Annotated in this window: 17 protein-coding genes; 12 read left to right on the forward strand and 5 right to left on the reverse strand. The window is 60.2% G+C overall.

Annotation, left to right across the window (positions count from 1 at the left end; all coding sequences use genetic code 11):
- Nucleotides 1–59 precede the first annotated feature (59 nt).
- From ACP7BX_RS13450 to ACP7BX_RS13470, 5 genes are all read left to right on the forward strand, one after another.
- Nucleotides 60–989, forward strand: a complete 930-nt coding sequence (locus tag ACP7BX_RS13450; protein WP_426160839.1) for an ATP-binding cassette domain-containing protein — start codon at nucleotides 60–62, stop codon at nucleotides 987–989.
- A gap of 61 nt (nucleotides 990–1,050) precedes the next feature.
- Nucleotides 1,051–1,608 (forward strand): helix-turn-helix domain-containing protein, encoded by a 558-nt coding sequence (locus tag ACP7BX_RS13455; protein WP_061448991.1) that lies wholly within the window; start codon nucleotides 1,051–1,053, stop codon nucleotides 1,606–1,608.
- 105 nt (nucleotides 1,609–1,713) lie between these two features.
- Nucleotides 1,714–2,325 carry an HD domain-containing protein gene (locus ACP7BX_RS13460; protein ID WP_426160840.1) on the forward strand — a complete coding sequence of 204 codons (612 nt, stop codon included), beginning with the start codon at nucleotides 1,714–1,716 and terminating at the stop codon, nucleotides 2,323–2,325.
- 299 nt (nucleotides 2,326–2,624) lie between these two features.
- Nucleotides 2,625–3,371, forward strand: a complete 747-nt coding sequence (locus tag ACP7BX_RS13465; protein ID WP_426160841.1) for an ABC transporter permease — start codon at nucleotides 2,625–2,627, stop codon at nucleotides 3,369–3,371.
- Nucleotides 3,371–4,084, forward strand: coding sequence for an AAA family ATPase (locus ACP7BX_RS13470; RefSeq protein ID WP_061448988.1), 714 nt, complete (start codon nucleotides 3,371–3,373; stop codon nucleotides 4,082–4,084). Before ACP7BX_RS13465 ends, ACP7BX_RS13470 begins: the two co-directional genes overlap by 1 nt.
- Nucleotides 4,085–4,093: 9 nt before the next feature.
- Here the strand turns inward: ACP7BX_RS13470 and ACP7BX_RS13475 are convergent, their stop codons facing one another.
- From ACP7BX_RS13475 to ACP7BX_RS13485, 3 genes are all read right to left on the reverse strand, one after another.
- Nucleotides 4,094–5,614: an ArnT family glycosyltransferase gene (locus ACP7BX_RS13475; RefSeq protein WP_426160842.1), complete on the reverse strand. Its 1,521-nt coding sequence runs from the start codon at nucleotides 5,612–5,614 to the stop codon at nucleotides 4,094–4,096.
- The gene (arnT, locus tag ACP7BX_RS13480) at nucleotides 5,614–7,269 is read right to left on the reverse strand and encodes a lipid IV(A) 4-amino-4-deoxy-L-arabinosyltransferase (RefSeq protein WP_426160843.1); all 1,656 of its coding nucleotides are present in this window, start codon (nucleotides 7,267–7,269) and stop codon (nucleotides 5,614–5,616) included. Before arnT ends, ACP7BX_RS13475 begins: the two co-directional genes overlap by 1 nt.
- A gap of 177 nt (nucleotides 7,270–7,446) precedes the next feature.
- A complete protein-coding gene (locus ACP7BX_RS13485) occupies nucleotides 7,447–8,121 on the reverse strand; it encodes a histidine phosphatase family protein (RefSeq protein WP_033903309.1) in 675 nt (224 codons plus the stop codon).
- Between the two features lie 275 nt (nucleotides 8,122–8,396).
- On the opposite strand from ACP7BX_RS13485, the gene ACP7BX_RS13490 reads away from it, so the two are divergent.
- From ACP7BX_RS13490 to ACP7BX_RS13515, 6 genes are all read left to right on the forward strand, one after another.
- Entirely contained in the window at nucleotides 8,397–9,065 is a 669-nt protein-coding gene (locus ACP7BX_RS13490; RefSeq protein WP_426160845.1) for an ABC transporter ATP-binding protein, read from the forward strand.
- 1 nt (nucleotide 9,066) lies between these two features.
- Complete coding sequence (locus tag ACP7BX_RS13495; RefSeq protein WP_426160846.1) at nucleotides 9,067–11,529, forward strand: FtsX-like permease family protein; 2,463 nt, start codon at nucleotides 9,067–9,069, stop codon at nucleotides 11,527–11,529.
- Nucleotides 11,519–12,580: a lipocalin-like domain-containing protein gene (locus ACP7BX_RS13500; RefSeq protein WP_426160847.1), complete on the forward strand. Its 1,062-nt coding sequence runs from the start codon at nucleotides 11,519–11,521 to the stop codon at nucleotides 12,578–12,580. The genes ACP7BX_RS13495 and ACP7BX_RS13500 overlap by 11 nt, the downstream gene beginning before the upstream one ends.
- 137 nt (nucleotides 12,581–12,717) lie before the next feature.
- Nucleotides 12,718–13,713 (forward strand): hypothetical protein, encoded by a 996-nt coding sequence (locus ACP7BX_RS13505; protein WP_426160848.1) that lies wholly within the window; start codon nucleotides 12,718–12,720, stop codon nucleotides 13,711–13,713.
- Nucleotides 13,714–13,715: 2 nt separating this feature from the next.
- Nucleotides 13,716–14,096: a hypothetical protein gene (locus ACP7BX_RS13510; RefSeq protein WP_426160849.1), complete on the forward strand. Its 381-nt coding sequence runs from the start codon at nucleotides 13,716–13,718 to the stop codon at nucleotides 14,094–14,096.
- Between the two features lie 115 nt (nucleotides 14,097–14,211).
- Complete coding sequence (locus tag ACP7BX_RS13515) at nucleotides 14,212–15,723, forward strand: hypothetical protein (protein ID WP_061448981.1); 1,512 nt, start codon at nucleotides 14,212–14,214, stop codon at nucleotides 15,721–15,723.
- Nucleotides 15,724–15,784: 61 nt separating this feature from the next.
- Here ACP7BX_RS13515 and ACP7BX_RS13520 read toward each other — a convergent pair whose 3' ends face one another.
- Nucleotides 15,785–16,882 (reverse strand): SMP-30/gluconolactonase/LRE family protein, encoded by a 1,098-nt coding sequence (locus ACP7BX_RS13520; RefSeq protein ID WP_426160850.1) that lies wholly within the window; start codon nucleotides 16,880–16,882, stop codon nucleotides 15,785–15,787.
- A complete protein-coding gene (locus ACP7BX_RS13525; RefSeq protein WP_426160851.1) occupies nucleotides 16,879–17,556 on the reverse strand; it encodes a sterol desaturase family protein in 678 nt (225 codons plus the stop codon). The genes ACP7BX_RS13520 and ACP7BX_RS13525 overlap by 4 nt, the downstream gene beginning before the upstream one ends.
- A gap of 193 nt (nucleotides 17,557–17,749) precedes the next feature.
- Here ACP7BX_RS13525 and ACP7BX_RS13530 point away from each other — a divergent pair, with 193 nt between their 5' ends.
- Complete coding sequence (locus ACP7BX_RS13530; RefSeq protein WP_038849054.1) at nucleotides 17,750–18,673, forward strand: substrate-binding domain-containing protein; 924 nt, start codon at nucleotides 17,750–17,752, stop codon at nucleotides 18,671–18,673.
- The last annotated feature ends 38 nt before the right edge of the window (nucleotides 18,674–18,711 follow it).

Here is an 18,711-nt window from a genome sequence, read left to right on the forward strand (position 1 = left end):
GAATAAATCAGCGCCGTAAAGCGTTGTAATGAGTCACCGTTCCGCCTTAGAGATGAGCCATGAGCAACCTCGTTGCCCCCGCGCCCCTGATTCGCTTGATTGACCTGTGCAAAACCTTTGATGCCCAACGGGCGCTGGATCAGGTCAGCCTGGATATTTATCCGGGCGAGGGCGTGGCGTTGCTCGGCTCCACGGGGGCGGGCAAATCGACTTTGGTAAAGATCCTCAGCGGCAGCCTGGCGCCGGACGCGGGTGAGCTGTGGGTCGATGGTCAGCGCCAACGTTTCACCTCACCGTTGTCGGCGCGCCGGGTCGGCATCGTGGCTGTGCACCAACGCCCCGACGATGGGATCGCCCCCGGCCTGAGTGTGGCCGAGAACTTGTTGCTCGATGAGCTGGGCCAACCCGACGCCGACTTCTTGCTCAACCGTAAAAACCTGCTGCAACGCGCCGAAGCCATCGCCGCCGGGCTGGGCCTGGACCTGCCGCTGCAACACCCGGTCGAACGCCTCGGCCAGGCGGACCGCCAACTGCTGGTGCTGGCCCGCGCCTTTGCCCAGCAACCCCGATTCCTGATCCTCGACGAACCCACTGCCGCCCTGTCGGAAACCGACGCCGAACGCCTGCTTGGCCTGATCGACAGCCAGCGCGCACGGGGTGTGGCGATCCTCTACATTTCCCAGCGCTTGTCCGACCTGCAACGGGTCACCAACCGCGCGATTGTGTTGCAGGAAGGACGGCTGACCAGTGACCTCAATACCCGGCACTTGCCAAGTGCCGCGTATACATTGTTCGCAGATATGGCCGAGCAGCCGGCAGTGACACCGGACAAGACCGTGCCGGTGCCGTTTCTGGAGCGATTTACCCGCGCTGGGTTCATCCGCAATCGGGCAGAGGGACGGGCGGTGCAGGAGCAGGTCGCAGGGTTGCGAGTGGGCACGGACGAGGCCGGTGTGCCGCGCAAAAGCGGGGTCAATCCCGAGAGTTGATTTGCAGGCGTGGGCGCACATCCATCAAACTGACCCCCCGTCGCCTCTCGAGGATCTCGACATGTCTGACACATTGTTACCGCTGGCCTTGCCTGGCGTTGCGCTGAGGCGCTGGCGCCTGCTGCACCGCGTCAAGCAATCCCATGCCGCGCAGGTGTTCGGTGTGACCCAATCGACCATTTCCCGCTGGGAAAGCGGCGTGCAGGCCATGGACCCGGTGGCGCACAAACAGCTTGAGCAACTGCTGGCCGCTCGCCTCGACGCCGCCGCCGATCACGTTCTGGCCCGGCTGGTCAGCGAGAGCCCACGGCCCATGCACCTTGTCTGCGACCTGACCCACCGTCTGCTGGCGTGCTCTCCAAGCCGAGCGGCAGAGTTCACGCGCCCGATCAGTGAGTTGATGGGCTGCTCTCTTTGGCGTTTCGCCACCCCCGAGATCATGCGCAAGGAGCTGGCACTCAACGCATCCGGATGGCGCGAAACCCTGGCACCGCCTGCCGTAGAGTTTTCCACGGGCGCCAATGACTCGCTGCTCGTGCCCATCACGCAGGGTGTGTGCCGCTGGACCCGTATCCCCCTCTCGGACGGAACGGCCGCGCGCCTGGTCGAGACACTCTGACACGGGCGCACGCATATCTTATGCGTGGACGCCGGATAGCCCTGGACCTAGTCTGGCCGCCTGTGCAGTCGCGCAGCCTGTCAGTCGACCGAGCCAGAGAACACCATGGACACCGAAGAGATCAAAGCGCGCCTCGCCTTCATTCGCGAGGCGGAAAAACTCAAGGACGTACTCCGCAGCGCCCACACCACCTCAGGGCGCACCGAAAGCACAGCGGAACATAGTTGGCGCCTGTGCCTGATGGCGATGGTTTTCGAGGATCAATTCAGCCATCTCGACAGGCTCAAACTGCTCAAGATGTGCGTCATTCATGACCTGGGGGAGGCCATCCATGGCGACATCCCGGCTATCCACAAAGCGTCGTTTCCCGACAAGAGCGAGCAAGAGAGAAAAGACCTTCTACACCTGACCCGCGCCCTCGACGGGCCATTGCAAACGCAGATAATGGCGCTCTGGGAAGACTATGAAGCCGCGCAGTCTGCCGAGGCCAAGGCCGTCAAGGCGCTGGACAAACTGGAGACTCTTCTCCAGCACAATCAGGGCAAGAACCCGCCCGATTTCGACTATGGATTCAACCTGACCTACGGCAAGGGCTACACGGATGCCGACCCTTTGTTTGAGAGGCTTCGCGGGCTAATTGATGAGGGGACGCGGGAGAAGATCGCCGCGTGTGACTCGGCGGCTTTTGCTGATCGAGCGTACTCAGGTCACCTCTGACCAATACCGCTTGTCGTTTTTTCTGAAAAAACAATCGAGCAGCGCGGAACTCGTTAATTAATGAGGTGTTTGATTGTTTTTGTAATGTGAGCAATAAGTCACTCACGCTGTTGAAGAATCTGATGTTCGGGTGGCGTCCTCGAAAGAGGAAGGTTGTCGTATTCAATTGCCGAATATCTGATTTTTATGAGTGAAATTTCTCATAGTTACAAGTCTATTAAAAATAGAACATCTTGAATGTTTTCCCAAATGCGCTAAGTTTTGATGGAAAGTCGGTCACGCTTCCTGCGAGGTAAGCCATGAACGGTTATCCACTGTCCAAATCCTTTTTACTGGCCGCATTGTTTATAAAGGAACAGTTAAAGGAACCTGTTGCACTGTTCTGGATGGTGGTTTCTCCGGCGGTGACGTTCTATCTGATCGCCTATGCGAGGACGTCCAATGATGATCGAGCGATCAGTTATCTCGCCGTTACGTCATGGTTCTATGCCTTTATCGCCTGTAGCGTGGCTTTTTTTGGCCTGGCGTTTTATATCGTCGGGCGAAGAGAAAGTGGCTTCTTGCGCTCTTTTGTCTACACGACACCGACTAAGCTCATCTTTCTACTTGGGCAGTTTTTTGCCTATTCCTTCTTGTCGATTGTTTATTGCTTGGTGTTCTACGGCCTGACGCAATTTTATTTCGGGCCGGGGGTGGCAGTGTCGGATGTGCTGGATGTCGTGTTGAGGTTTTATATCTGTTTTCTCTTGTTCTCCATGTTTTCGCTGTTGCTTACATTGGCTCCGCTAAGTTTTCAAAATGCCAGCACCGTTTTTTCTGTCTTGTTGTGTTTGATGTTGGCGCTTGGAATTGTCAGTGCCAGTTCATCTCATGCTGCGCTCCAGGCCATCAAACTGTTAAATCCGATGGGATGGGCTAATCAAATAATGCTGGAGGGGGCCGCGGGGTCGATAGAGATCGTGCTGGTTGTCATGGCGGCCTTTTCTATCTCCTTTGGCGTGACCTTTCGATTATTGCTCATCAACCCAATCTGGAGCCGATACTGATGAAGAAACTTATCGTCAGCTCACTCGGGGTCAGTTACCCAGGCCATGTACTGTTCAGCAACGCTTCTCTGACAGTCGCAGCCGGCTCCATATCCGGCCTTCTCGGCCCAAACGGCTCCGGCAAGACCACTTTTTTTGATGTGCTGTGCGGCCTGAAGAAAATAGAGGGCGGTGAGGTAAACAGCTCTTTCTCCAAGCTGCTGTACCTGTCGCAGATCATCAGCACGCCGCCTGTATTTCGCATGTTCGATATCTTCAAAATGGCCATGCTGTTTTGCTCCGACACCAAGGTTACCCAACAACATGCACTCGATAAAATCGAAAAATGGAGCCCCGGCATCGCAGAGCGTTACTGCGAGATCTGGAACAAAAAATCCGCACTCTGCAGTTATGGAGAAAAGCGTTGGTTTTTTACGTTGTCCCTGCTCTGCGCCAACGCGGACCTGGTGATACTGGATGAACCCACGGCGGGTGTGGATCCCGAGTTTCGTTATCACATCTGGCGTTGTTTGGAGGGGGCAGCGGCAGAGGGTGTCGCGGTGTTGGTTTCATCGCACAACGTCGATGAAATCGTCGCCCATTGCGATGATTTTTACATGCTGAGTCAAAGGCGATTCAACCGTTTTACGGATGCCCAAGGCTTCATGGACGCCTACGACGCCCAAAGCCTGGATGAGGCATTTATCCACGCCGCCAGTCTGCCAAAAGGATAAGACCGCCTTCTATTTGGGCTGGGGAATGAACGCCACGCTCCCATCCTCACGCTTGTGAAACCACCGCTCGCCATTATCCGGCTGGGTGCCAATCACCCGATGATCCTCGCCCAGATAAGCCAGTGGCGTGGGATCGTCCTTGGCGTACTGCGCGACAATAATGGTGCGTTGCGGGTCGAAAGTCTTGCCGCTGGATTTCTCCAGCCACGCGAGGAATGCCGCGCTGTCGCCCTGGCGGGGAAAGTCCTGGGTTTCGGCCACGTAGTAGAACGGCTTGCCGCCGTTTTGCAGGTACATCGGCACTTTGTTGTCCGCTTCCACCAGCACCAATTGCCATTGCTCCCACGGCGCGATTTGGGTCGCTTCGGTTCGCACGTCTTCGGCAAAGCGGGTCACGCCGCCGTTGCTGTTGCTCCAGGGGTAGGCCACGCCGAGTATCAACAGCATCAGCGCGGCGGCGATGGCGAAGCCTTTGAACCAGCGTGACTGGCTGGCCGGCTGTGGCCGCAGGCGTTCGCTGACCCACCAGGCGCCGAGCAGTTGGGCGAAAGGCACCAATGGCAGTACGTAGTAGCTGCGTCGGCTGCCGCTGGCGGTGAAGAACATGAACAACAGGCCCAGGCCCCACACCAGCCAGCGCACGTTCGGCGGCGTGTGGCGCCAGTGCCGCAGCGCCAGCCACAGGCCGAGCAGCCAGCACGGCACCCAGGGCAGGGTGTAGGCGGGCAGGTAGATCAGGTAGGTGTAGATCGGGCCCATATGGTCGAACGGGTCGAAAAAGCGCACCACGTTTTCGCGGAACACCAACGCCAGGCCGCTGCTGCCATAGCTGGGGGCACCGTAGATATGGGACAGCACGAAGGGCACGGCATACACCGCCGCAGCGATCAGCAAGGCACACACCAGGCGCAGGTTGAGGTGGCGTTTGTAGCGATGTTCCGCCAGCAGATGTGGCAGCAGCACCAGGCCGGGCAGCACAAAACCGATCAGCCCTTTGAACAGCGATGTCACGGCCAGCAGCAGGAAGAACACGGTATAGCGACCGAGCCGCGTGTCCTCCGGCCCGCGCCAGTACCACCACACCGCCGCCAGCACACCACACACCGTCAGCACGTCGGCCGTGGCCACGCGTGCCCAGAACAGGAAGTAGAAGGTGGTGGCGAGCATCCAACCGGCAATCAGCCCGGTGCCCTTGCGCAGCAGCTGTTCGCCGAGCAGGTAGACCAGCCACACGCTCAGCCAGGCGCCGATCACGGACGGCAAGCGCAGTGACCAGGGACCGAGGCCACCCAGCAAGTGGGCACTGGCGGTGATCAGCCAGTAGGAGGGCAGGGGTTTGTCGTAATAGGGCGCGCCCTTGAGGTAGGGATCGAAATAGTCACCGCTCTGCAGCATCTGCAAGGCGATGTTCGCCCAACGGGTTTCCGGGCCCCACAGGTTGCGTGCGCCCAGGCCGGTCAGCAGCAGCACGGCGGTGACGCCCAGCAACAGCAGCAGGGCGCCGCGTTCGGTCTTCCAGAAAGCCGCCATCACGGCGATTTCGAGTAGATGATCAGTTCGAGGGAGCCCTTGTAGTAGCGTTTGCCTCCGGGCGGCAGTTGCCCGGCTTCGCGCATTTCACTGGTGCTGTTGACGCGCATCAGTACGCCCACCGAGCCGAGTTGGCGCTGTTCCTTGAGCCAGGCCTGCACCTCTTCCAATTCCACTTTGCGATGCACCGAACCTGCGTACTGCAAGCCATAACGCAGCTCGCCCTCGGTGTCGTACAGCGCCACGTCCGGGCGTTTCAGGCGCCAGGCCAGCGCGCTGGCATTCCCCAGTTCGTTGCTCAGCAGGGCTTGGGTCTGTTGCAGTTCTTCCAGGTGTTCGAGCACAAACTGGTCGGGCATTTCGTTGTCCGCGATCCACTCCGGCATGCTCGCCGGCAGCAGGATCACCAGCAGGCCGATGCCCAGCGCCGGCATCGCCCACAGCGTCAGCGGGCGGAAGGCTTGCAGCAGGTTGGTGAGGATCCACCCCAGCAACACGATAAACGCCAGGGACAGGCTGAACATCTCCGCATGGCTGTTGCTGTACAAGGGCCGGGCGATTTGCAGGTAGATCAGCACGACCATGGCCGCCATGCCGATCACGAAGTTGAGCAGGCCATTGAGGCAGATCGAGCGGGCTTTATGCTGGTTGATCAGGCCGACCAGCGTATGCCCCATCAACAAGGCCAGGGGCAGCAGGCACGGCATGATGTAGGTCGGCAGCTTGCCGTTGCTCAGGCTGAAGAAACCCAGTGGCAACAGCAGCCACAGGGCCAGGAAGGCGATGGCCGGTTGGCGCTTTTCCTGCCAGGTCTTGCGCAGGGTGCTCGGCAGCAACCCTGCCCAAGGCAGGCATGCCACCGCGATGATCGGCAGGAAGAACCACCACGGCCGCACGTGTTGCGCGTTGTCGGCGCTGAAGCGGCGGATGTGTTCATTCCAGAAAAAGAAGCGCCAGAAGTCCGGTTCCTGCAGATGGATCGCCAGCGCCCAAGGCAGGCACACCAACAAGCACACCAGCATGGCCAGCGGGCCATAGCGCAGCAGTTCGCCCAGGCGGCGTTGCCAGAGCATGTAAGGCACGGCGATCAACACCGGCAACGCCAGGGCCAGGAAGCCCTTGGTCAGGAAACCCAGGGCGCAGGCCAGGCCCACGACGGTCCACGCCCAAAGGCGGCCGCGTACTGTGTGGTTGTCGAGGGCAAACCACAGGGCCACCAGGCTCAGGTTGACCCACAGGGTGAATTGCGGATCCAGGTTGGAGTAGCCCGCTTGCCCGGCCACCAGGCCGAAGCTCAGGTAGAGCAGGGCGCAGGCGAAGCTTTTGCGCGGGTCATTCCACAGGCGGCGGGCGATCAGGTAGGCCAGCAGCACGCTCAAGCCGGATGTAAGCGCCGAGGCGATGCGCACGCCGAACAGGTTCTGGCCGAACACCGCTTGGCCCAAGGCGATCAACCAATAGCCGCCAGCGGGTTTTTCAAAATAGCGGATGCCCATGAAATGCGGCGCTACCCAGTTGCCGCTCTGGAGCATTTCCTGGCTGATCTGGGCGTAGCGGGTTTCGTCCGGGATCCACAAGCCGTGCAGGCCCAGGGGCAACAGGTAAAACGCGACAAAGGCCAATAATAAAAGTGGCAGAGGTTTTAATCGAGTCATGCAAACGTCGCTCCCTGACGTTTAGTTGTGGGGATTTCAAGTAATGAAGTAATAGAAGAAAAAGTCACAGCATTCACTGAATTACGGAAAATAGTCATGATGTCCTTAGTTAAAAGGCGCAACTAAACATGCCAGAGCAGGGCTGTCTTTTTGCTGAACAAATGGACAGGAAAATGTTTAAAGTTGTTTTAACGCGGCCGGCCAGTCCGGGCCATTGACGATGCCCAGCGTCTTGAATTTGCCGTTGGGCAAGACCTGCACGAACAAGGCGCTGCCGTATTTGGGGAAGGCGGCATGGGGAAAGCCCAGGGTGCTTTCGAAGTCGGCAATGCAGCCGCTGTGGGTGACGAAAACCAGGTTGCGTCCGGGAGTTTTGTGGCTGAGTAATTCTTCGCCCATGGCTGCGCCGCAGACGGCTTGCTGGCCGGAGGTCAGTTCGTTTTTACCGAACATGAAACGCAAGGTCTGGGCGGTGCGGATGGCCGGGCTGGCCAGCACGTCGCTGCCGTCCATGCCCAGTGTTTTAAAGGCTTTGCCCAGGGTTTCGGCGTTCTGGCTGCCGTTGATCGTCAGGCCCTCCACGGGACCCAGGCAAGGGTTGGTCGAGCGGTCGCAACGCTCTTCGTGGCGCACCAGCACGATCAGGTCACCGTCGCGCCAGAGGGGCAGCACGTGAGACGTCAGCAGGCGGTTGCCGACGCCGAGGTCCTTGGGTGACGCGTGCCAGAGCAGGCTGGCGGCGAACAGCAAACCCACCACCAGGAGCCCCAGCCACAGGCGTCGCAGGCGCTTGATAAAGGCCCATCGCGAGCGCGGTTTGGTCAGGGTAAGGTCAACCACTTCATTCACCATGGGCAGTGTTGGCAATGTTTTATTAATTAGGCGCAACGTGTTGGCGTATGCCCACAGTGAAGCCAGAGGCTGTCACAGGGAGGCTGTCTTTTCGCTGAACATGTTGCGGTTAAAAAGTTGTCAGGCATGGCAACTAACAAGTTGCCGACGAATGACCCATGGCCGGTAATCTAGAGTGCGTGGGGTGGTTAGCCGGTGAAATCCATGTGAAAAATTTGCATGGCCTGGAGCGGCAGCCGTTATTCTCGATTGCCACCCCTCAAACGAGTGTTCTCATGCTGCAGGTGCAAGGTGTGTTCAAAAGCTATGCCACCCCCCAAGGGCCGTTGGCGGTGTTGGCCGGTGTGGGCCTGCGCCTGGCCGAGCGCAGCAGCCTGGCGCTGATGGGCGAATCGGGCAGCGGCAAGAGCACTTTGCTGCATCTGGTGGCCGGCCTGGACCGGGTGGACGGTGGCAGCATCCAGGTCGGCGAGCAGCGCCTCGATCAACTCAGCGAAGGGCAACTGGCCCACTGGCGGCGCACGGAGATCGGGCTGGTGTTCCAGCAGTTCAACCTGATCGGCAGCCTGCGGGTCGAGGACAATTTGGCGTTCCAGGCGCGGTTGGCCGGGCGGTTTGATCCGCAGTGGCAGGCACAGTTGGTGGAGCGCCTGGGCCTGGGTGATCTGCTCAAGCGTTATCCGGAACAGCTTTCCGGCGGTCAGCAGCAACGGGTCGCGGTGGGGCGCGCGTTGGCGTCACGGCCGCGCCTGTTATTGGCCGACGAACCCACCGGGAACCTCGACGAAGCCACCAGCGACGAGGTGTTGCAACTGCTGCTGGACCTGTTGCGCGACAGCCCCACCAGCTTGTTGATGGTCACCCATAGCCCGCGTATCGCCGCACGCCTGGACCGGCAGGTAGTGTTGCATCGCGGCCATGTCGTGCCCGCGAGCGCTGTTTGAAATGGCAGTTTTTTATTGGACCTTGCGTGCGCTGCTCAGCCATTGGCGGCGCCATCCGGTTCAGTTCTGCAGCGTGCTCACCGGTTTGTGGCTGGCCACCGCGCTGCTGATCGGCGTGCAGGCCCTCAACAGCCAGGCACGCGACAGCTATGCCCGCGCCAGCCAGTTGATCGGCGGCGAACCCCAGGCCAGCCTCGGCGCGGCGGACGGCGCCAGTTTCCCCCAAGCCGTTTTTGCCCGGTTGCGCCGAGCCGGCTGGCCGGTGTCGCCGGTGGTTCAAGGGCGGGTGCAGCTCAAGGGGCGGGAGGAGGTGCGCCTGCAATTGATGGGCATCGACCCGGTGTCGTTGCCCGGCAGTGGCGCGGTGGCGGGGCAGCGTTTGAGCCAGGCACAGATGCTGGCGTTTTTCGATCCGCCGGGGCGTACGTGGATTGCACCGCAGACCTTGCAGGTCTTGGGGCTGCATGAAGGTCAGCAGCCCATCACCCTGAACGGCCACACCCTGCCACCGCTGCAAGCCCAGGCCGATATGGCCCCCGGAGTGTTGCTCACCGATATCGGCTTTGCCCAGCCTGTGCTGGAGATGCCTGAGCGCCTGTCGCGGCTATTGGTGGATAAAACTTTCGCCGCCGGCCAGCCCACGCCACCCGCTGGGCTGCAACTCAAGCAAGGCGAGGACAATAACCTCGCGCGCCTCACCGAAAGCTTTCACTTGAACCTCGATGCATTGGGCTTTCTGTCGTTTGTGGTCGGGTTGTTTATCGTGCACGCCGCCATTGGCCTCGCCCTGGAGCAACGGCGCGGGCTGTTGCGCACTTTGCGTGCCTGTGGCGTCAGTGTGCGTCTGTTGATCGTCAGCCTGGGCGTCGAACTCGGTGTGCTTTCGTTGCTGGGTGGCGTGCTCGGCGTGGCCAGCGGCTACCTGTTGGCCAGCTTGTTGCTGCCGGATGTCGCCGCCAGCCTGCGTGGTTTGTATGGTGCCGAGGTGCCGGGTCAGTTGAGCCTGAGCCCTTGGTGGTGGGGCGCGGGGTTGGGCTTGAGCTTGCTTGGCGCGTTGCTGGCCGGTGCCAGCAGCCTGTGGCGGGCGGCGCGCTTGCCTTTGTTGGCGCTGGCCAACGCCCAGGCCTGGCATGAGGCTCATGGGCGTTGGTTACGGCGTCAAGGGTGGGTGGCCGCTGCCGCGCTGATGATCGCCATGCTGGCGCTGGGGTTCGGTCATAGCCTGGCTGCCGGCTTCGTGCTGATGGCTGCGTTACTGCTCGGCGCGGCCCTCGGTTTGCCGGTGGTGCTCAATGCCTTGCTCAAGGCCGTCCTGGGACGCAGCCGTTCGGTGCTGGGCCAGTGGTTTCTGGCTGATTGCCGTCAGCAATTGCCGGCGTTGAGCCTGGCCCTGATGGCGCTGCTGTTGGCCCTGGCCGCGAATATCGGGGCAGGCTCCATGACGTCGGGGTTTCGTCATACGTTCAACAACTGGCTGGAGCAGCGTCTGACTGCCGAGCTGTACCTCAACCCACAAAACCCGGTCCAGGCCGAGCAACTGAGCCGATGGTTGGCGCAACAACCGCGGGTGCAGGCGGTGCTGCCCACCTGGCAGGTCGCGGTGCAATTGCAGGGCTGGCCAGCGGATCTGTTTGGCGTGGTCGACGACCCGACTTATCGCCAGCATTGGCCGCTGTTGGAGGCGTCGAGCGAGCCGTGGGACCAGTTGCAGCAAGGCGACACGCTGATGCTCAGCGAGCAACTGGCACGCAGGCTGGCGGTGAAGTTGGGCGATACCCTGAGCATCCCGACGCCTCAGGGCACCTGGACGCCAAAAATAGTCGGGATCTACGCCGATTACGGCAATCCCAAAGGCCATGTGCTGGTCAATTCCGAGCACCTGCTGATCCATTGGCCGACGCTGTCACCGGCGCGTTTCAACCTGCGGGTGTCACCGGCAGACGTGACACCGCTGACGCGTGAGGTGCAACGCGCATTTGCCCTGGAAGACAGCCGCATCGTCGATCAACAGCAACTCAAAGGCTGGTCGAGCCAGGTGTTCGAACGCACCTTCGCCGCCACCGCTGCCCTGAACAGCCTGACGCTGGGCGTGGCCGGTGTGGCGCTGTTCATCAGCCTGTTGACCCAAAGCCAGAGTCGCCTGGGCCAACTCGCACCGCTGTGGGCATTGGGCGTCACGCGTCGGCAATTGATGCTGCTCAACCTTGGCCAGACCTGGCTGCTGGCGGTACTCACGTTGGTCTTGGCCTTGCCGCTCGGCTTGCTGTTGGCCTGGTGCCTGGACGCGGTGATCAATGTGCAGGCCTTTGGTTGGCGCTTGCCGCTGCAGGTCTTCCCGTGGCAACTCGCGCAGTTGCTCGGGTTGGCGATGCTCGCGACCTTGCTGGCCTCGGCATGGCCGTTGTGGCAGTTGTATCGCAGTCGTCCGGCGGATTTGTTGAGGACGTTTGCCAATGAAGATTAAGTGGCTGTTGTGGATGTGCTGCTTACTGGTCGCTTGTGACAAAGTCCCTGAGCCGCAGGAAAGCTTCGCCGGCCTGGGCAGTGACGCGGCGGACTTTGCCCAAGTAGTGCCCGGCAAAGTGTTCAGTTTTCCCGAGGACCATGGCCCCCATCCGGGCTTTCGTATCGAGTGGTGGTACGTCACCGCCAACCTCAAGGACGCGCAGGGCAATGTCTTCGGCGTGCAGTGGACCTTGTTCCGCAATGCGCTCAAGGCCGGGCCGACCGAGGCGGGCTGGCGCGATTCGACGATCTGGCTTGGCCACGCCGCCGTGACGTCCGCCACTCGCCACTATGCCGCCGAACGCTTTGCGCGCGGCGGCGTGGGCCAGGCCGGAGCCCAGGCGCAGCCGTTCAATGCCTGGATCGACGATTGGAATTTCGTCACCCGTCCTGGCGCCGCAAGCAGCCTGGCCGACATGCAACTCAAGGCCAGTGGTGCGCAATTTGCCTATGACCTGCACCTGACCTCCAGTCGCCCATTGGTGTTGCAGGGTGACGAGGGCTACAGCCGCAAGTCCGACCAGGGCCAGGCGTCGTACTACTACAGCCAGCCGTTTTTCAGTGCCAGTGGTAGCGTCACTGTCGATGGCAAGGTCTATCAAGTCGCCGGCCCAGCCTGGCTCGACCGCGAGTGGAGCAGCCAGCCGCTGAGCGCCAGCCAGACCGGCTGGGACTGGTTCTCCCTGCACCTGGACCGGGGCGAGCAGTTGATGCTGTTTCGGGTGCGGCAAGCCGATGGCGCGGGGTATCTCACGGGGACCTGGATCGACGCGCAAGGCCAGACGCAGACGCTGCACAACGCGGATATCCAACTGGTGCCGTTGGAAACCACCACGATTGACGGTCGCAAGATTCCCACGCGCTGGTCGCTGAAAATCCCCGGCAAACAGCTGGACATCACCACCCAAGCCGTCAACCCGAAGGCCTGGATGAACCTGAGCATTCCGTACTGGGAAGGGTCGGTGCGGTTTGACGGTGGGGTGGGTTACCTGGAAATGACCGGGTATTAGGGCGGTTTCTGTAGGCTCTATTTCACCGCTGCGTAGGCAGCTTCCCAAATGTAAAGCGACCCCCCTGGGCTTGTGTCCGGGGCGCAGGCGCTTGCTTATATTTCGACGCCATCTCAATTGCATCCTGGATGTGGGGCATGGCGCAGAGCTTTATCAACGACCGCTCAACGGACTACCTGAGCCTCAAATCCCGATTGATGGGTGGTGGAATGAGCCGCCCGCGCTCGGATCATTTTGATGTGCTGAATAGGCACCTGCGGCCCGGCTTGGTGGCACCGGGGCAACTGGTGATTATTCCCGACAGCCACAGCCTGAATTGCTCGGTCGAGGAAGCGTGGTTGATGCGCCAGGCCGAGGAAGTCCGTCGTCACCTGGCACTGAATGCGGCGACGGGTACGGCACTGCTCGGCAACTATGACTTGCTGCAGAGTTTCATGGCCAATGGATCGATTGGCGTCGGCAGTGCGACCTCAGCCTGGGCGCGGCACCTGAATGAAGTGGCGCAAACGTTGGAGGACATCGAGCGGCTGCATCAGCGGTTGAAAGACGGCGGGTTGGACAGGGCGGCGTTTATCCAGCAGCGCCAGGCGGTGTTTCGGCGCTTGGAGGTGCAGCTGCAAGGGGCTGCACGGTTGGGGACGGGATTGCAGGGTAATGCGTCGTTGAAGAAGGTGTTGGGGATTTCGACCAGGAGCTATTTGCATAAGGGGGAGATTGCGGGGTATGCGCAAAGGATTGGCGCTATTGCGCAGACGTCAAAGTGGTTGGGCAAAGGGACTTACATGGGATTGGCGTTGGACGTCGGCGTGGCGAGTTTGGAGATCAAGGAGGCGTGTATGACGGGAAGGGAAGCTCAGTGCAGAAGGGCTAAGTATGTTGAGACGGGGAGACTGGCGGGTGGAGTCGCAGGAGCCGCCTTTCTGGGAAAAGTCGGTGCAGATGCAGCTCGTCGGGCTTGCACAATGTTCTTAGGCATTCGAATGAAGGGAAAAGGTGAACTCGCCTGTGGCGTTATCGGAGGTGCAGCGGGAGGGTATGTGGGAGGTGATGAGTTCGGCAGTTTTGGTTCATTTTTGGGAGGGAGGATCGTGGAAGCCGATGGGGATTTGATTTTCCTGCCGGAGGGGACCTGATCATGGACCTTTTTCTCATCTACTCCATCGTGTTGTTTGCTGGAATGTTTGTGATCGTGGGACTGATGATTTTTGCGGAATATACAAAGCTTGACGAGGTGGAACGCCATTTCAGTCAGAACGAGAGGGTTCGCGACAATAAGCGCTTCTGGTGCCGAAACCAGTGGATCGACAGGCAATATCGCATGCTGCTGATACTAGCGTTTTTCTCAGATTCAAAACGCTATATGGAGGCCGGTGTTGTGACTGAAGCCGAACTGGCGTCTGTCCCTTTAGCGCTCAAGCGTTGGGTGGTGTGGCCTTATTACGTGGGGTACATTTGGGCCTTTGGGACCGTTATGTGGATCGTCTGGCGTTGGTGGTGCGACATCCCGATGCCATAGGAATGATTATTTTCAGTAAAAAAACACTGTACATCCATCCAGCCATATTCTACATTCCATCCCAGGTGACCGGATGTCACCTGACCTTCAGTTTTTAACTATGGATGGATAAAAAATGAAATCGAAAAAAGCCTTTATGCTGGGCGCGGCCATGGCGGCCTCCTGCTTCGTCTCGGCCTTTGCCCTGGCCGAGCAATACCCTCACCTGGCTGCGCAAGCGCCGCAACCGACGATCAAGCAGTCCTTGAAAGCCGGCGGAAAAATCCCGGCCACCCAGGCGTCCGCAGCACTGAAGCAGCAGCTTCAAGCAGGCGCTCAGCAGAAAAAGCCGGCGTTTGCCGCGAAGGCCCAGGCCGACTCTGTGGTGGAAGACCACGCCGCGCCTGCGCCAGTAACCCAGGTCAAGAAAGCGGACGCTCAGCAACGCGCCGCCGTACAGGCTGCACTGGTGCAGGGCTGTGAGACCACGCTGGATGTGAACCTGCTCTACACGATCAATGGCGTACAAACCGGCGACCTGCTGTGCTACCACTTCAACCTGCCGAAGAAGGCACGCATCAACGCACTGTTGGTAGGCCAGACAGCAGGCACTGACATGTCGTTGAGCCTGTTCCAGGACGATGGTCAAGGCAACCCGCTTCCCCTGGGCACGTCCAACAATCCGGGCACCGCGGACGAAAGCCTCAGCGGCGTCGTGCCAGCCGGTGACTACTACTGGTTCATGGAAGCCAATGCGGCCGTGCAGGGTTCGAGCTTCCAGTTCGGCGTAGCGGTGGACGACAATATCGACGCCTACGAACCCAACGACACGCCGGATACCGCGTTCCAGCTGCCGGACACCCTGAACTACATCAAGGGCAATGCCGACAGCCTCAATGACGTCGATTATTTTGACTTCAAAGCCGTACGCGGCCAGAGCGTCGGTATCGCACTCACGGCCGATACTGCCAGTGGCAGTACCCGCAACAAGTGGATCCTTGAGCGTTTCGATGGCAACCAGTGGGTCACCGTAGGGGCCAACGTGGTGTCGACGTCGATCCCAAGCCCCGGTGTGGGCGGTGTGGTCAAGGTGCGCGTTCGCCCGAATCAACACCCGAACGAACCGTGGAGCGCAACGGGCAAATACAACCTGTCCTTCGGTTCCAACCCGCGGGTGAACGACCCTGACGTGAAGGGCGAAAGCAATGTGTTGCGTATCCCTTACTCCGCTTCCAACGTGGGTTATGGCTACATGACCACCCAGGCCTACCGCGACCTGACCTGGACCATGGGCCTTTCGGACAGCACTGGCGCACCGTTGGTGGGGCTGCACCCGATTGTCTACCTGGACCAGCACATCGATCCGAACACCGGCAGTATCGTCTACAAAGGGTATTCGGCGGCCACCAACAGTGCTGGCCTGGCCGGGGGCACGATCAATGTGGGCACCTGCTTCGGTGACTTCCAGACCACGTTCGTCGACTACGCCCAGGGCTACAAAAACACCTGGCGTACCGACTTCAACTACGGCGTGTGGCGCATGGAAGTGCTGGAATACCCAGGTATCGGCGTCGGTGGTGATAACACGGAGTTCGTCAGCTTTGGCCACCTGTGCAAACAGACCTTGCTGAGCAGCACCAAGAGCTAAACACGTTTAACCCGTAGTACCCAGGGCATACAGGCTGCGCGCCTGTATGCCCTTTTTTGCGTCAGGGCGCCAATGCCAGGTCCAACGGCAAGCGCGCCATGCTCGTGCCCTTCAACGAGCCGAGGTACAACCAGTTCCCATACTCCCGCGCGGTGGTGATCGGCGAATAATTCCCCGGGCTGCCATCCTGCAGGTTGGCGATGACCTTGCCCTCGGTATCCAGCCCCAGCACGAAGGCTTTGCGTTCGATAGGCTTGGGCACCACCATCAGCGCCCGCACCATCACCTTGCGCAACATCGGATAGCCGGCAAAGCTGTCCAGCAAGGGATTGCGTGGTGAATACAGCGCCACCCAGAAACGGTCCTGGCCGTTGAAGCTGAGGTTGTCCGGCAGGCCGGGCAGGTTGTCGATAAACAGGTCATGGGTGCCGGCGCGCTCGCCTTTGAGCCAGTAACGGCTGATGCGGTACGCGCCGGTTTCGTTCACCAGCACGAAGGTTTCGTCCGGTCCTAGTGCAACGCCGTTGGCGAATTGCAGTTGGTCGAGCAGCACGTCGGTGCTGCCGTTGCTGAAGTCATAACGCAACAGCCGACCGTCGCCGCCATGCTCGATCACCGCTTCGCCATCCTGCCCATAGCCCCAGCGGCTCGACGCATCGCTGAAGTAGGCAAAACGCCTGCTGGCGTCTACGGTGACGTCATCGGTAAAGCCAAAGGGCACGCCGTTGGCGCTGGTGCTCAACGTCGTGAGTTGATGTTTTGCATCGAGGGCGAGCAAGCCCTTGATCCCGTCGGCAATGATCAAGCGCCCATCCGGGTGCAACGCCAGGCCCAGGGGCCGCCCCCCGGTATTGGCCAATACTTCCAGGCTGCGGCTGTCGGGCGAGGTGCGGATGATGCGTCCGTCATGCAAACCACTGATCAAAAAACCCTGGGCATCCAGCAGCAAGGCTTCGGGCCCGGCGATGTCCTGGGCGCCGATTTTCTGCACGCCTTTGAGGCGCTGGTTCTCGGCGTAAGGGCCGCTCTTCATCGACGGCGCCTTGGGTGGCGTCCAATTCACCGGTTGCACCTTTGTGGGCATCAACAGCAGAAAGGCGACCACCGCCAGCAACAGGACAAACAACAGATGACGCAGTTTTTTGGGACGGGTACTCATGACGATTCCTGGTTGTCGTGGGGGCTCGGCTCCCAGTGCAGGGTGCCGAACAGGTAATCCATCAGGGGAAGGACGATGTTGAAGTTGCGCCCCTGCATCAGTTCACGGCGGTGATGCAGGGCGTGCAGTTGATGCATCTGGCGGATCCACGGCAGCCGTGCCACCGGGTGGCTGGCGGGCAGGTGCTCGCAGGCGTGAAACACTTCGTAAAGTAAATACCCGAGGATCATGCACCCGGCGAACAGCCCGGCGACATTGGGGCTCACTTGCTTGAGCAACCACCAGGCGGGCAGGGTGATTACCAGGCTGTGCAGCACGATCAGCCAGGCCGGGAACAGGATGACGCGCCAGTCGCGGGGGCTGTCGTAGGTCATGTGGCCGGGGGTGAAGAAACTGTGATGATCGCCGGTGTGGCGTGCGTAGAACAGCCGGCCCAAAGCGTGCTTATGGTGGCCGAGGTGACGGTGCACGAGGTAGATGCAGAGGTTGAAAAACAGCAGGGTCAGCGGCACGGTCAGCCATTGCACAGCGCTGATCTGCGACGTGGAAGACCAAGCCAGGGCGATGCACACAAGGCCGTAGCCGAACACGAAACCGGCGTGCAGCCAAGGGTTGTAATGGGGCGCGACAGAGGCGCGGTAACGGGCGCGAAAGGTCTCGGTAGGGTGGTCCATTGCGGCTTGCTCGGTGTTTTTTTGTTGGAAAGTGAGCTTAGTTGGCGTCAGGGAATGTGCGAGTTTTGCAGTGACCGGCTTACCCGAAGCGACCAATGGGGGCTTGCACACCCCCCATTTCCTTGTTAGCTTCTCGCAAAATGTTAACGATAACATTTGCTCTAACAATAAAAACAAAACAGAGAACCACGCCATGAAAATGCTCCCGAAAACCCTGTGTTTATTGGCTGTAAGCATCACCCTCGGCACTGTCTCCCCGGCTTTTGCCGACGCTGCCAAGCCGATCCGCATCGGCGCGTCCTTCCAGGAAATCAATAACCCCTATTTCGTCACCATGAAAAACGCCCTCGAAGAAGCCGGGGCGACCATCGGCGCGAAACTGATCATCACCGACGCCCGTCACGACGTGTCCAAGCAGGTCAGTGACGTCGAAGACATGCTGCAAAAAGGCATCGACATCCTGCTGATCAACCCCACGGACTCGGTCGGCGTGCAATCGGCGGTCAAGTCTGCCCACGCTGCCGGTGTCGTGGTCGTCGCGGTAGACGCCCAGGCCGACGGCCCGCTGGATTCCTTCGTCGGCTCGAAAAACTTCGACGCCGGCTTCCAGGCCTGCGAATACCTGGCCAAGAACATCGGCGACAAAGGCAATATCGCGATCCTCGACGGCATCGCCGTGGTGCCGATCCTGGAGCGTGTACGCGGTTGCAAAGAGGCCGTGGCCAAGCACCCGGACATCAAGATTGTCAGCATCCAGAACGGCAAGCAGGAACGTGACCAGGCGCTGACCGTCACCGAGAACATGTTGCAGGCCCAGCCCACCCTCAAGGGCATTTTCAGCGTGAATGACAACGGCTCCCTCGGTGCACTCTCGGCCATCGAAGCCAGTGGCCTGGACGTGAAGCTGGTCAGCGTCGATGGCGCGCCGGAAGCGATCAAGGCGATCCAGAAACCCGGCAGCAAATTCATCGCCACTTCGGCGCAGTACCCGCGCGACCAGATCCGCCTGGCCCTGGGCATCGCCCTGGCCAAGAAGTGGGGCTCGCAAGTGCCGGCCACCATTCCAGTGGACATCACCCTGATCGACCAGGCCAAGGCCAAGGACTTCAGCTGGTAAATCGCCCAGGCCCCACGCTGTCCGTGGGGCCCAGGTCA

The sequence above is a fragment of the Pseudomonas sp. DWP3-1-3b3 genome, assembly GCF_049896305.1.
GTDB lineage: Bacteria > Pseudomonadota > Gammaproteobacteria > Pseudomonadales > Pseudomonadaceae > Aquipseudomonas > Aquipseudomonas azotoformans_A.